Origin of the sequence: Skermanella mucosa (assembly GCF_016765655.2) — a bacterium.
Lineage (GTDB): Bacteria > Pseudomonadota > Alphaproteobacteria > Azospirillales > Azospirillaceae > Skermanella > Skermanella mucosa.
This window is the reverse complement of the sequence record NZ_CP086106.1, coordinates 3124183-3137540: the sequence shown is the minus strand read 5'-3', so window position 1 is coordinate 3137540 and position 13358 is coordinate 3124183. Positions and strand designations below refer to the sequence as shown.

Sequence of the window (13358 nt, the reverse complement as noted above, 5' to 3'; positions counted from 1 at the left end):
TCAGTCGGTTCACGGGCCGGGAAGGCGCCGGCACGTCACTGCCGCAGCAGATACCAGAGCATCCCGCCGACGGCGGCGATCAGAAGGGCCAGCTTGGCCAGCCGGATCAGCCGCAGGCGCAACGGCGGCCGATTGTCGTTCGCCGGCGTGCCGAGATGGCGCGTTCCCCGCATCGTCGCGATCGCGACAGGGGGCTTCCGGGCGGATCCGTCGGAACCGCCCGAGCCGAAATGAGGCGTGATGCGCCGGTTAGCCACGCTCGTTCAGCGGAACGAACTGCCGGTGCGTCGCACCGGTGTAGAGCTGACGCGGACGGCCGATCTTCTGCCCCGGATCCTCGATCATTTCCTTCCACTGGGCGATCCAGCCCACGGTGCGGGCGACGGCGAACAGCACGGTGAACATGCTGGTCGGGAAGCCCATGGCCTTCAGGATGATGCCCGAGTAGAAATCGACGTTCGGGTACAGCTTCTTCTCGATGAAGTAGTCGTCTTCGAGAGCGATGCGCTCCAGCTCCATCGCGATGTCAAGCAGCGGATCGTTCTTGATGCCGAGCTCGCCCAGCACCTCGTGGCAGGTCTTGCGCATGACCTGGGCGCGCGGATCGAAGTTCTTGTAGACCCGGTGACCGAAGCCCATCAGGCGGAAGCTGTCGTTCTTGTCCTTGGCGCGCTTGATGAACTCGGGAATGCGGTCCTTGTCGCCGATTTCCTGCAGCATCTTCAGCACTGCCTCGTTGGCGCCGCCGTGGGCGGGACCCCACAGGGACGCGATGCCGGCGGCGATGCAGGCGAACGGGTTGGCGCCCGACGAACCGGCCAGCCGGACCGTGGAGGTCGAGGCGTTCTGCTCGTGGTCGGCGTGCAGGATGAAGATCCGGTCCATCGCCTTGGCCAGGATCGGGTTGACCTTGAACGTCTCGCACGGCACGCCGAAGGTCATGTACAGGAAGTTCTCGGCATAGCTGAGATCGTTCCGCGGGTACATGAAGGGCTGGCCGACCGAGTACTTGTAGGCCATCGCCGCCATGGTGGGCAGCTTGGCGATCAGCCGGTGGGAGGCGATCATCCGCTGGTGCGGATCCTCGATGTCGGTGCTGTCGTGGTAGAACGAGGACAGCGCGCCGGTCACGCCGCACAGGACCGCCATCGGGTGCGCGTCGCGGCGGAAGCCGCGCAGGAAGTAGTTGATCTGCTCATGGACCATCGTGTGATAGGTGATGGTCTTGTCGAAGGTGGTGAGCTGGTCGGGCGACGGCAGCTCGCCGTGGAGCAGCAGATAGCAGACTTCCAGGAAATTGCAATTTTCGGCCAGATCTTCGATGGCATAGCCGCGGTGCAGCAGAATACCCTCATCGCCGTCGATGTAGGTGATCTTCGACTCGCAACTGCCGGTAGAGGTGAACCCCGGATCGTAGGTGAAATATCCGGTTTCGGCATAAAGTTTGCGAATATCGATCACTTCCGGACCGGTCGTGCCTTCAAGTACCGGAAAATTATAGGATTTCCCGGTGCTGTTATCAGTCAGCGTAACCGTTTTCTGGCTCATCTCGGCACTTCCTTGTGATTGCGGCCTCGGATTTCCCCGGACCGTCTCATATCAGGAGAGAATAATGCTGCAAAGCGGTCTTGGCAACGCAGCGCGTCGGCCCTAGCGCGGCTGCGCAACATCAGCAATGCGCGCGAGGGTTTCGGTTTTCCCTAATAACTCTGCAACCTCGAAAATGGGTGGGGAAATTGTCGAGCCCGATAGCGCCGCCCTGAGAGGCTGCGCCACCTTGCCCAGCTTCAGACCCCTGGTCTCGGCGAATTCCCTTACTTTCGTCTCGATTTCAGTCGAACTCCAAGCGTCGAATGGCCGCAGTTCCTCGGCCAGGTCGGCAAGCAGGGCGGCGCCGTCCCCGGTCACCAGGTCGGCCGCCTTGCCGGTCACCTCAAGCGGCCGGGCGGCAACGTAGAATTGCGCTGACTCAGCCAGTTCCACGAGCGTCTTGGCGCGCTGCTTGAGGCCCGGCATGGCCCGCGTCAACAGGTCGCGGCCCGAAGTTTCGACCGTCCTGCCGAGTTTGGCCTCGATCATCGGCGTGATCAGGCCGGTGAGACGGGCATCGTCGGCAAGCCGCATATAGTGTGCGTTCAGGCTGTCCAACTTGGCGAAGTCGAACCGGGACGGCGACCGGCCGATCCCGCCCAGATCGAACCATTCGACGGCCTGTTCCGTCGATATGATCTCGTCGTCGCCGTGCCCCCAGCCCAGCCGGAGCAGGTAATTGCGCACCGCTTCGGGCAGGTAACCCATGTCCCTGTAGGCATCAACCCCCAGGGCGCCGTGTCGTTTCGACAGTTTCGCGCCGTCAGCCCCATGGATGAGCGGGATATGCGCGAATTCGGGCAGGTCCCATCCCATGGCACGGTAGATCTGTACCTGACGGAAGGTGTTTGTCAGATGGTCGTCGCCACGGATCACGTGGGTCACGTCCATGTCATGGTCGTCCACCACGACCGACAGCATGTAGGTCGGCGTGCCGTCGGCCCGGAGCAGGACCATGTCGTCCAGCTGCGCGTTCTGCACCCGCACCTCGCCCTGGACATGGTCGTTGATGACGGTCTCGCCCTCCTGCGGGGCCTTCAACCGGATCACCGGGGCGACCCCGGCGGGCGCTTCGGACGGGTCGCGGTCCCGCCAGCGGCCATCGTAGCGCATCGGCTGGCCGGCCGCCTTCTGTGCCGCGCGCATGGCTTCCAGCTCTTCCTGGCTGGCGAAGCAGCGGTAGGCGTGGCCCGTCTCCAGCATCCGATGGGCGACCTCGGCATGGCGGTCCCGCCGCTCGAACTGCGAAACGGCCTCGCCGTCCCAGTGGAGCTCCAGCCATTTCAGTCCGTCGAGGATCGCCTCGACAGCCGCGTCGGTGGAGCGGGCGCGATCGGTATCCTCGATCCGCAACAGGAAGGTGCCGCCGTTGTGGCGGGCGAACAGCCAATTGAAGAGGGCCGTACGCGCCCCGCCGATATGGAGAAATCCGGTGGGCGAGGGCGCAAAACGCGTGACGACGGACATCGTAACCGCAATTCCGATCTGCACTGACAAAATGGTAACGGCTGACATAGCACATAGGGACCCTTCATGCACCCCAACCGGCGGGATGATGGTAAGAGTTGCTCTGCGGGCGCTCGCCGACTGCCTCGCGGCGGAGCGGGAACGCTGGATCCTCTGGGCGCCGGTCGGCATCGGGACAGGCGTGGCCGGCTACTTCGCGCTGCCCGTAGAGCCTCCGGGCTGGACCGGTGCGGCCGCTGTCCTGGTTCTCCTGTCGGCGATGCTCCTGGTGCGGCGCCGGGCGGTGGCGCCGCTGGTCTGCCTGGCGCTCCTGACGGTCGGGCTGGGTTTCACGGCAGCCCAGATCCGCACGGCGTCCGTTACCGCCCCGGCTCTGGTACGGGAAGTCGGTCCGGTCCCCGTGACCGGTCGGGTGATCGCTATCGACCGGCTGGAGAAGGGCGGCAGGGTCCTGCTGGGCGACCTGTCTATCCCGCGGGTGGAAGAGCAGGCGACACCCCGCCGCATCCGCCTGCGGCTGCGCGACGCCGCCCAGTTGCCGATGCCGGGAGAGCGGGTGCGAATCGTGGCCGTGGTCGGCCCGCCCGGCGTCCCGGTCGCCCCGGGCGCCTATGATTTCGCGCGGGCCGCCTTCTTCGCCGGCATCGGCGGAGTCGGATACGCGGTCGGACCCGTCCAGCAGGTGGAGCCGGTACCGGCCGGCGCCTGGGCCGACCTCATGGCCGGAACCGAGCGCATGCGTCTCACCATGGCCATGCGAATCGACGGCGCGGTGGGCGGTGCCGAAGGGGGCGTGATCGCGGCGCTGATGACCGGGCAGCAGACGGCCATTCCCGAGCAGGTGATGGAGGACTTCCGAGGCTCTGGCCTCGCCCACCTGCTGTCGATCTCCGGCCTCCATGTCGGGCTGGTGGCCGGCCTGGTGTTCTTCGCGGTCCGGGCCCTGCTGGCGCTGGTCGAGGCGTTGGCGCTGAACTGGCCGATCAAGAAGATCGCCGCCGTCGTCGCCATGGCGGCGTCGTTCTGTTACATGCTGGTGGTCGGCTCGCCCGTTCCGACGGAGCGGTCGGTCCTGATGACGGGCCTTGCCCTGGCCGCGATCCTGATGGATCGCAACCCGTTCAGCATGCGCCTGATCGCCTTCGCCGCGACGGTCGTGATCGTGAAGGAGCCCGAGAGCCTGCTCGGCGCGAGCTTCCAGATGTCCTTCGGCGCCGTGGCGGCCCTGATCGCGGCGTATGAGGTGATCAGTCCCTATTGGACCCGGATGCGCCGGGAGACGGGGCCGGTGGGACGCGCGGCGCTCCATCTTGCGGGTATCGCCCTGACGTCGGTGATCGCGAGCCTCGCCACCACGCCTTTCTCGATGTTCCATTTCCAGCAGGTGCAGTACTACGGCGTGCTTGCCAACATGATCGCCGTGCCGGTCACCTCGTTCTGGGTTATGCCGCTCTGCCTGGTCGTCTATCTGGCGATGCCCTTCGGCACGGAGCAGCTGCCTCTGACCGCCATGGGCTGGGGCGTGACCGTCATCATCGAGACTGCGCGGGTCACGGCCGGACTCCCGGGAGCGTCCCAACTGGTCGCGGCGATGCCCGGCTTCGCCCTTCCCGTCATGGTCTGCGGTGGTCTGTGGTTGGCCCTTTGGCGGCAATGGTGGCGCTTGCTGGGGATTCCGCCGATGGCCGCCGGCCTTCTGACGCTGATGCTGGACGACCGGCCCGACATAATGGTCGACGGTGCGGGCAAGCTGATGGCGGTGCGCGACGCGTCCGGCGCCCTGGCCCTGTCGTCACGCACCGCAGGCCGGTTTGCCGCCGAGGTCTGGCTTCGCCGCGACGGAGCGCAGGAGGCCGACACTTGGCCGCGGGAGGGCATCGGCGCCGGCGGCATGCTGTCGTGCGACCGTGCCGGCTGCCTCTATCGTTCCAAGGGTCATACCGTGGCGCTGGCCAAGGCGAGGCAGGCATTGGCGGAAGACTGCGCGGTGGTCGACATCGTGATTTCCGCCGATCCCGCGCCGCGCGGCTGTGCCGCCGGACTGGTGATCGACCTGTGGCGTTTGCGCCGCCACGGCGCCCATGCGATCCGGCTGTCGCCGGGTTCCGTGCGGGTCGATACTGTCGCTGCGGATCGTGGCCTGCGTCCCTGGACCAGTACTGTTGAAGCACCGCGAAAAGGCGGGGACCGGTGACGGTTCGGCGAACTACCTCTTTCGGGAGCTGGCTTGATCGAGCCTTTTGGGTGTTTACACCCCTGACACGACGTTCAGAGGTGAATAATGCGTAAGCTCGTCCTATCGATCTTCCTGTCCGGATCCCTGCTGGCCACGGCCGGCTGCGCGGACGGGATCGGCACGAAGCAGGGCGTTGGTACCCTCGGCGGTGCCGCGGCGGGCGGCTTGGCCGGTTCGCAGTTCGGCAAGGGTAAGGGGCAGTTGGCGATGACCGCGGGCGGTGTCCTGCTGGGAGCGTTGCTCGGCGGCGAGGTCGGAAAGTCGCTCGACAGGGCCGACCAGGCCTATGCGACCCAGGCGGCCAACAGGGCCTACGATGCGCCCGTAGGCGAGACAATCCGCTGGGAGAACCCGGAGAGCGGCAACTACGGGACGGTGACCCCGATTCGAGATGGACGCAACACCCAGACGGGCCAGTATTGCCGCGAGTTCACCCAGACGATCTATGTCGGCGGACGGGCGGAGCAGGCGACCGGCCGGGCTTGCCAGCAGCAGGACGGCACCTGGCAGATCGTCCCCTGACGCTGCCGGTCATCCAGGAGCGGAGGGACCGCCGGGGAGGAGACCGAATGGGAAATCCGATCATGGCCATCATGGTCGCGGCGCTGGTGGCCGGATGCACGCCCTACGCCGGTGTCGGCTACGGCACCGGCTACAACGGCTTCAACGTGGGAACCGGGATCAGCCTCTCCCCCGGGGTTCTGTCCGGTGACGCCCTCGGGCTCGGCTCTGGGCCCAAGCAGACCTTCGGGACGCTGGGTGGCGCGGCTCTGGGCGGCTTCGCCGGGTCCGGCATCGGCGGGGGGACCGGCAGGCTTGCTGCGGTCGGCGCGGGCACGCTGCTGGGCGCCTTCCTCGGCTCCGGGATCGGCGGATCGCTGGACCGGGCCGACGAGGCCTACGCCCGTCAGGCGGCGGCCCACGCCTATTCGGCGCCGGTCGGGATGCCGGTCCAGTGGAGCAATCCCCGGACCGGGAACATGGGGGCCGTCCGGACGACACGGGACGGCTGGTCGACGTCCGGGGCCTATTGCCGGGAATTCCGGCAGCAGATAGTGGTCGGCGGCAGGGTGCGATCGGCCTTCGGGCAGGCATGCCAGCAGCCGGACGGGACCTGGAGAATCGTCGGCTGATGCGGATATAGCCGTATGCTTTCGTTGTGGCGGCCCGGCAGAGATTCGATAATCGGCTTCCGGGAGCGAAACGCGAAAGAGCCGACATGCCGGCATATCGTATACTCATAGCCGACGACCATCCGCTGATGCGGGCGGCTCTTCGGCACGCCGTCGCCCAGTCCCTGCCGGACGCCACCCTGATCGAGGCCGGGAACTTCGATCAGGTGATGGAAATCGTCGGCAGCCGCCGCGACGCCATCGACCTGATCCTGCTGGACTTGCACATGCCCGGCATGAACGGCTTCATCGGCCTGTTCCTGCTGCGCGGCGAACACCCGGCCATTCCCGTGATCGTCGTCTCCGCGCTCGAGGACGGGATGACGATCCAGCGTTCGCTGGAGTACGGGGCGTCGGGCTTCGTTCCCAAGTCGGCGCCGATCGAAACCATTGCCGAGGCGCTGCACGCCGTCCTGGAAGGCGGCGACTGGTTTCCCGCGATCGAGGGGGAAGCGACGCCCGAACCGGTTCCCGATTCGGATTTCGCGGAACGCATCGCCTCCCTGACGCCGCAGCAACTCCGCGTCCTCGCGGGGATCACGGCCGGCAAGCTGAACAAGCAGATCGCCTTCGAACTCGCGGTATCCGAGGCGACCGTCAAGGCCCACGTGACCGTCATCCTGCGCAAGCTCGGCCTTTACAGCCGCACCCAGGTGATCATCGCCGCCGGACGCCTCGTGGTCGAGCCTCCCCGGGAGGAGCCAATCGGCCGAATTTCTTCGGCCTGACGGAACGGTTTATTCCGCCGCCTGTCGGGCGCGGGCAACCAGTTGCGCCACCAGCGCCCGCAGGGCGCCCGGCCGGAGCGGCTTGCGGGCCAGCGCGAAGCCCCGGGCGTCGGCCTCGTCCTGAATGGCGGGACCGTGGTCCGCGGTGATCAGGGCGGCCGGGACGGAGACGCCCAGGTGACTTTCCAGTTCGCCAAGCGCCTCAAGGCCGGTCGACCCGAAATCAAGGTGATAGTCGGTCAGGATGACGTCGGGGATCCGTCCGTCCAATGCCGCAAGCGCGCTTCCGGAGTCGGAGGCGGTCACCACGCGGCAACCCCAGCCCTCCAGCAGTGTCGCCATGCCGCGCGCCACCGCGGGATCGTTGTCGATGCACAGCACCAGAGCCGCGCCGAAATCCCGGCTGGGCCGCCGGGAAGGCTGGCGCCGCCGGGTTACCGCGGCGGCGGCATAGGGCACGGCGATCGCGAAGCAGCTTCCACGACCGCGCTCGGACCGGACCGTCACCTTGTGGCCCAGGATGCCGGCCAAGCGTTCGACGATGCTCAATCCCAGTCCAAGTCCCTTGCCTCGCTCCGCAGGGACATCCTCCAACTGCCGAAACTCGATGAAGATGTCGTTCAACTTGTCGTCGGGAATGCCGACTCCGGTATCCCAGACCTCGATCCGCAGTCCGTCGCGGCACCGACGGCAGCCGAGCAGGACGCGCCCCGACTCCGTGTAGCGGATAGCATTCGCCAGGAAGTTCTGCAGGATGCGGCGGAGCAGGGCCGGGTCGCTGCTGACCGCCGCGGTCGAGGCGACCGTGCGGAAAGCCAACCCATGCCGACCGGCAAGCACGGTGAACTCGTCGCGTAGCGGGCTCAGCACGTCTTCGATCCTGAAATCGGCGACCTTGGCGGTAACCACGCCGGAGTCCAGCTTGGAGACGTCCAGCAGTTCGCCCAGCAGTTCCTCCACCGAGCGGAGCGACGCGTCGACCTGGCCGATCAGCGGATCTGCATCGCGCTCCGCCAGCGCCGAGAGGAACAGGCGGGCGGCATGCAGCGGCTGCATCAGGTCGTGGCCGGCTGCCGCCAGAAAGCGCGTCTTGCTCCGGTTGGCCCGTTCCGCCTCGGCCTTGGCCGCGGCCAGATCGGATGTCCGCTCCTCGATCCGGCGTTCCAGCCCCTCGTTCGCCTCCCTCAGGGCGGCGGCCGTCCGGTGGCGCTCGGTCACGTCGGTGCAGGTCATCACGAAGCCGCCGTTCGGCATCGGATTGGCCGCCACCTCCAGGACGGTGCCGTCAGGCTGGCGCCGCTCGAACCTGCCGGAGCGGACCAGCCCGCTCCCCATGATCTCGGACAGCGGCATGTCGGCTTTGAGCAGACTCTCGGGCAGGCCGTTCAAGGCGGCGAACCGTTGGTTCCAGGTCATCACCCTGTCGTCACGGTCGACGACGCAGATTCCCTGGTGGATGTTCTCCAGCGTCGCGCGCAGCAGGTCGTGCTTGGCGAGGATGGCCCGGGATGCCTCGTCCAGCATGGAGCGAGCTGCCAGCGGGGACAGGCGGCCGCCTTTCAGCATGCCGGCCACCACGATGCGGGCGGAAGCCGATCCCAAGGCCCCCGCCAACAGGTTCTCGGTCAGCCGAACCGCTTCGCCATCGGCTTTGTCGAGCCATCCGGGCCGGCCGGCGAAGACGGCGTCGGCCCTTTCGCTCCCGACATATCGGGCCGCCAGGGCATGAAGATCGGCTACCCGGGTCATTCCCCGCACGGCGCCGGACTTGCCGTCGGACCGCATGGCGACGAACCGTTCCGCCTGCTGCCTCTCGACGTCCCGTTGGGGAACCGTGAGCGACAGGACTACGTAGCAGGCCATATTCAGCCCCAGGCTCCACAGGACGGAGTGGGTCAGCGGATCCGGGCCCGGCATGCCCAGAAGGGCGCGCGGGTTCAGCCAGCCAAGTCCCAGCGGCCCCTCCACCAGCAGGGCCGTGTCCATCCAGCCGGCATCCGCCAACGACGGCAGCAGGGCGGTGTAGGTCCAGACCGAGAAGCCTGCGGCAATGCCGCCGATGGCACCGGCGCGATTGCCCCGCCGCCAGACCAGTCCGCCGAACAGGGCGGGCGCGAACTGGGCGACGGCGGCGAAGGAGACGAGGCCGATCGTGGTCAGCGGGTAGGCGGCACCGATCAGCCGGTGGAAACCGTAGGCGAGCGCCAGGATTCCGACCACCGCGGAACGCCGGATGAGAAGCAGCGTGCGCGCCGGATCGTCCCGCCACGCGGCGGTGCCCGGCCGCAGGCGGAGCAGCGCGGGCACGACCACGTCGTTGCAGACCATGGTGCTGAGCGTTACCGCGGCGACGATGATCATCCCGGTCCCGGCCGACAATCCGCCGACGAAGGCGATCAGGGCGACGGTCGGCCAGCCCTCTGCCATGGGGATCGACACCATGAAGGTGTCGGCGCTGACGGTGCCGTCCGGGAACAGCAGGACACCGGCCAACGCTACCGGCATCACGAACAGGTTGATCACGACGAGATAGAGCGGGAAGAGCCTGGATGCGGCCTTCACGTCGTCGACATGGACATTCTCGACCACCGCCACGTGGAACTGGCGGGGCAGGCACAGGATCGCGAAGGCGGACAGCAGCGTCATGGTCCACCAGCTCCAGCGTCCCAGGTCCGGCACGAGCAGGTCGGGCAGGCGGGGATGCCCCGCGACACGCTCCCACAGGGCGCCGGGACCCCCCATGATCGCGAAGGTGACGACCCCGCCGACGATCAGGAACGCCGCCAGCTTGACCACGGATTCGAAAGCGACCGCCAGGACGAGGCCGCGATGGTGCTCGTTGGCGTGGATATGCCGCACGCCGAACAGGATCGAAAACACCGCCATGGCTCCGGTCACCAAAATCACGGTGTCCGTCGAGATCAGGCGATCGCCGGCGTCGGCTCCGGTCAGCGCCTCGAAACTGATCGCGATCGCCTTCAACTGGAGTGCCAGGTAAGGCAATACGCCGATCACCGCCGTGACGGTGACCAGCGCCGCGACAGTCTGGCTCTTTCCGTAGCGCGCGGCCAGGAAGTCGGAGATAGAGACGACGTTCTCCGACTTCGCGATGCGGACCATGCGTGCCAGCACCCGCGAGCCCAGACCCAGCATCAGGATCGGCCCAAGATATATGGGCAGGAAATCGAAGCCGCTGACGCTTGCGCGGCCGACCGATCCGTAGAAGGTCCATGACGTGCAATAGACCGCCAGGCTCAGGGAATAGAGGATCGGCGCCCGGGCCGCGCCGCGGCCGGCCGAGGACCAGCGGTCGCCTAGCCAAGCGACGGCGAACAACACTGAAAGGGTCACAAGCGCCACCAGCGCAACGATCCAGGTCTCCATCACCGCCTGTCCGCACAATTATTTCGAACACCTAGACCAAGGTCGGGGCTCCCAACGGTCGGGTTGTAGTATTAAACCTTGTCCACGATGAGGGCAGACACAAAGAAACAGCCTTCCGAGGAGACCCCAAATGCGACAAGAACTGACGCATAAGATCAGAAACAACCCAAAATTTGCTGAATTAACCCAAAAGCGCACAAAGTTCGGGTGGCAACTTTCCATCCTGATGCTGGCGCTCTACTACGGCTTTATCCTGATCGTTGCCTTCGTTCCCTCCCTGCTCGGTGTACCGGTCTACGGCGTGATCACGCTCGGAATTCCTTTCGGCCTCGTGATCATCATCTCGGCTTTCTTGCTGACCGGCATCTATGTGCGCCGCGCCAACAGCGAGTTCGACGAATTGAACCGGCAGATCATCGAGGAGAGCAGGCGATGAAACGGTTTACGCAAGGAGCAATGGCGGCGGGCGGACTGACGGCACTGGTCGCCGCCCCGATCGTGGCGGCATCCGGCACGGCTTTCGCCGCCGACGCGATCAGCGGCGCCGTCCAGCAACAGGCGACCAATTGGACCGCCATCGTCATGTTCCTGATCTTCGTGGCGGGAACCCTGGGGATCACCTACTGGGCCGCGTCCAAGACCAAGACCGCCAAGGACTTCTACTCCGCCGGCGGCGGTATCACCGGCTTCCAGAACGGCTTGGCGATCGCGGGCGACTACATGTCGGCGGCCTCGTTCCTCGGCATCTCGGCGCTGGTCTACACCTCGGGCTTCGACGGGCTGATCTACTCCATCGGCTTCCTGGTCGGCTGGCCGATCATCCTGTTCCTGATCGCGGAGCAGTTGCGCAACCTCGGCAAGTACACCTTTGCCGACGTCGCCTCCTACCGCCTCCAGCAGACCCCGATCCGCACCCTGGCGGCCTCCGGCTCGCTGGTCGTCGTGGCGCTCTACCTGATTGCCCAGATGGTCGGCGCCGGCAAGCTCATCCAGCTCCTGTTCGGCCTGCAGTATGTCTATGCGGTCGTGCTGGTCGGCGTGCTGATGATCCTGTACGTCACCTTCGGCGGCATGCTGGCGACCACCTGGGTGCAGATCATCAAGGCGGTCCTGCTGCTCTCCGGCGCCTCGTTCATGGCGATCATGGTGCTGGTCAACTACAACTTCAATATCGGCGCCCTGTTCCAGGCGGCCGTCGACATGCATCCGAAGCATGTCGCGATCATGCAGCCCGGCACGCTGGTGAGCGATCCCGTCTCGGCGATCTCGCTGGGCATCGCGCTGATGTTCGGCACCGCGGGACTGCCCCACATCCTGATGCGCTTCTTCACCGTCGCCGACGCCAAGGAGGCCCGCAAGTCGGTCTTCTACGCCACCGGCTTCATCGGATACTTCTACATCCTGACCTTCATCATCGGCTTCGGCGCCATCGTCCTGCTGATGAACAATCCGGAATTCTTCCGGCCCGGTCCGGACGGCACGGTCAACCCGATCACCAACATGATCGGCGGTACCAACATGGCGGCGATCCATCTGGCCCGCGCGGTCGGCGGCGACCTGTTCCTCGGCTTCATCTCGGCCGTCGCCTTCGCCACGATCCTCGCGGTGGTCTCGGGCCTGACGCTGGCCGGCGCTTCCGCGGTGTCGCATGACCTCTATGCCTCGGTGTTCCGCCGCGGCCGGGTCAACGAGCAGCAGGAGATCCGGGTCTCCAAGATCGCGACCGTCTGCCTCGGCATCCTGGCGATCATCCTGGGCATCGCGTTCGAACAGCAGAACATCGCCTTCATGGTCGGCCTGGCCTTCGCTATCGCCGCGAGCGCCAACTTCCCGATCATCTTCCTGTCGATGTTCTGGAAGAAGCTGACCACCCGCGGCGCCCTGATCGGCGGCTTCATGGGCCTGATCAGCGCCACCGTCATGGTCATCCTGGGGCCGACCGTGTGGGAGAGCGTGCTTTCCCACCCCAAGGGCAGCGCTCCCTTCCCGTACGACAACCCGGCGATCTTCTCGGTCACGCTGGCCTTCTTCGGGTCCTGGCTGTTCTCGGTGCTGGACAAGAGCCAGAACGCGGCCGACGAGGAGCGGGCATTCGAAGCCCAGTATATCCGTTCCCAGACCGGCATCGGGGCGGAGGGGGCATCTGCCCACTGAGTGCCGACCGTCGGATGTAAAGACGGGCGTTCAACGAACCTTCCTGACCGACCAACTGAAACGCCCCGGGAAGTCATCTTCCCGGGGCGTCTTGTCTGTGCCGACCTTGTGAGACCGGATCGCCGCTAAGTCCTTGAAAGCGTCGATTTTCCTTTCCAGGAACATCGTGAGGTGGCATGTGTTTTCGGGCAAAACAACCGGATCCGAAACGAGCAGACGAGGAGGATTTCATGTCGCCTGAACAGGAAGACCGGATCAAGCAACGCGCTTACGAAATCTGGGAGCGCGAAGGGCGGCCGGAGGGTCGTGGGGATGTGCATTGGCACATGGCCGCGCAGGAGATCAGGGCCGAGGACGGCTGGGTCGACGATGCCGCCGATCCCGCCGGACCGACCGACGATCTCGGCCGCCAGATGGGTTCCGCGGAGGCGTCCCTTTCTACTGAGAGCGCCGCTGCGGAAGAAGCACCCCCGGCCGAAGCGGTGCCGGTGCGCAAGACGCGCACCCGAAAGACGGCGGCTCCCAAAGCGGAGGAAGCGCCGCCGTCCGAGCCGAAGGCCAAGGGCCGGAAAGCCGCCGCGCCGAAAGCTGCGTCTGAAAAGCCGAAGCGTTCGGCCAAGGCCTGAA

General features: G+C 66.2%; 11 protein-coding genes. 7 read left to right on the top strand and 4 right to left on the bottom strand.

The window, feature by feature from the left end:
* Positions 1-35: 35 nt before the first annotated feature.
* The 3 genes from JL100_RS14405 to gltX all read right to left on the bottom strand — a co-directional run bounded on the left by JL100_RS14405 (position 36) and on the right by gltX (position 3057).
* Positions 36-257 carry a hypothetical protein gene (locus JL100_RS14405; protein ID WP_202680379.1) on the bottom strand — a complete coding sequence of 74 codons (222 nt, stop codon included), beginning with the start codon at positions 255-257 and terminating at the stop codon, positions 36-38.
* Positions 250-1548, bottom strand: coding sequence for a citrate synthase (gene gltA, locus JL100_RS14400; RefSeq protein ID WP_202680378.1), 1299 nt, complete (start codon positions 1546-1548; stop codon positions 250-252). The genes JL100_RS14405 and gltA overlap by 8 nt, the downstream gene beginning before the upstream one ends.
* A gap of 102 nt (positions 1549-1650) precedes the next feature.
* Positions 1651-3057: a glutamate--tRNA ligase gene (gene gltX / locus JL100_RS14395; protein ID WP_202680487.1), complete on the bottom strand. Its 1407-nt coding sequence runs from the start codon at positions 3055-3057 to the stop codon at positions 1651-1653.
* A gap of 88 nt (positions 3058-3145) precedes the next feature.
* Between gltX and JL100_RS14390 the strand changes: the two genes are divergently transcribed.
* The 4 genes from JL100_RS14390 (at position 3146) to JL100_RS14375 (ending at position 7193) form a co-directional block, all read left to right on the top strand.
* Positions 3146-5251 (top strand): ComEC/Rec2 family competence protein, encoded by a 2106-nt coding sequence (locus tag JL100_RS14390; RefSeq protein WP_202680377.1) that lies wholly within the window; start codon positions 3146-3148, stop codon positions 5249-5251.
* 87 nt (positions 5252-5338) lie between these two features.
* On the top strand, positions 5339-5815 hold the full coding sequence (locus JL100_RS14385; protein ID WP_202680376.1) for an RT0821/Lpp0805 family surface protein: 477 nt from the start codon (positions 5339-5341) through the stop codon (positions 5813-5815).
* Between the two features lie 47 nt (positions 5816-5862).
* Entirely contained in the window at positions 5863-6426 is a 564-nt protein-coding gene (locus JL100_RS14380; RefSeq protein ID WP_228421267.1) for an RT0821/Lpp0805 family surface protein, read from the top strand.
* 86 nt (positions 6427-6512) lie between these two features.
* Positions 6513-7193, top strand: coding sequence for a response regulator (locus JL100_RS14375; protein WP_202680375.1), 681 nt, complete (start codon positions 6513-6515; stop codon positions 7191-7193).
* A 9-nt stretch (positions 7194-7202) separates the two neighbouring features.
* Here JL100_RS14375 and JL100_RS14370 read toward each other — a convergent pair whose 3' ends face one another.
* On the bottom strand, positions 7203-10577 hold the full coding sequence (locus JL100_RS14370) for a PAS domain-containing hybrid sensor histidine kinase/response regulator (protein ID WP_202680374.1): 3375 nt from the start codon (positions 10575-10577) through the stop codon (positions 7203-7205).
* Between the two features lie 130 nt (positions 10578-10707).
* Here JL100_RS14370 and JL100_RS14365 point away from each other — a divergent pair, with 130 nt between their 5' ends.
* The 3 genes from JL100_RS14365 (at position 10708) to JL100_RS14355 (ending at position 13357) form a co-directional block, all read left to right on the top strand.
* Positions 10708-11013 (top strand): DUF485 domain-containing protein, encoded by a 306-nt coding sequence (locus JL100_RS14365; RefSeq protein ID WP_202680373.1) that lies wholly within the window; start codon positions 10708-10710, stop codon positions 11011-11013.
* Positions 11010-12731: a cation acetate symporter gene (locus JL100_RS14360; protein WP_407696999.1), complete on the top strand. Its 1722-nt coding sequence runs from the start codon at positions 11010-11012 to the stop codon at positions 12729-12731. The genes JL100_RS14365 and JL100_RS14360 overlap by 4 nt, the downstream gene beginning before the upstream one ends.
* A gap of 230 nt (positions 12732-12961) precedes the next feature.
* Positions 12962-13357 carry a DUF2934 domain-containing protein gene (locus JL100_RS14355; RefSeq protein WP_202680372.1) on the top strand — a complete coding sequence of 132 codons (396 nt, stop codon included), beginning with the start codon at positions 12962-12964 and terminating at the stop codon, positions 13355-13357.
* Position 13358: the final 1 nt, after the last annotated feature.

What these genes read in the sequence shown, in the direction of transcription:
- gltA (WP_202680378.1), bottom strand. Translation starts at nt 1,548, where the DNA reads ATGAGCCAGAAAACGGTTACGCTGACTGATAACAGCACCGGGAAATCC.
- gltX (WP_202680487.1), bottom strand. Translation starts at nt 3,057, where the DNA reads ATGTCCGTCGTCACGCGTTTTGCGCCCTCGCCCACCGGATTTCTCCAT.
- JL100_RS14390 (WP_202680377.1), top strand. Translation starts at nt 3,146, where the DNA reads ATGGTAAGAGTTGCTCTGCGGGCGCTCGCCGACTGCCTCGCGGCGGAG.
- JL100_RS14385 (WP_202680376.1), top strand. Translation starts at nt 5,339, where the DNA reads ATGCGTAAGCTCGTCCTATCGATCTTCCTGTCCGGATCCCTGCTGGCC.
- JL100_RS14380 (WP_228421267.1), top strand. Translation starts at nt 5,863, where the DNA reads ATGGGAAATCCGATCATGGCCATCATGGTCGCGGCGCTGGTGGCCGGA.
- JL100_RS14375 (WP_202680375.1), top strand. Translation starts at nt 6,513, where the DNA reads ATGCCGGCATATCGTATACTCATAGCCGACGACCATCCGCTGATGCGG.
- JL100_RS14370 (WP_202680374.1), bottom strand. Translation starts at nt 10,577, where the DNA reads ATGGAGACCTGGATCGTTGCGCTGGTGGCGCTTGTGACCCTTTCAGTG.
- JL100_RS14365 (WP_202680373.1), top strand. Translation starts at nt 10,708, where the DNA reads ATGCGACAAGAACTGACGCATAAGATCAGAAACAACCCAAAATTTGCT.
- JL100_RS14360 (WP_407696999.1), top strand. Translation starts at nt 11,010, where the DNA reads ATGAAACGGTTTACGCAAGGAGCAATGGCGGCGGGCGGACTGACGGCA.
- JL100_RS14355 (WP_202680372.1), top strand. Translation starts at nt 12,962, where the DNA reads ATGTCGCCTGAACAGGAAGACCGGATCAAGCAACGCGCTTACGAAATC.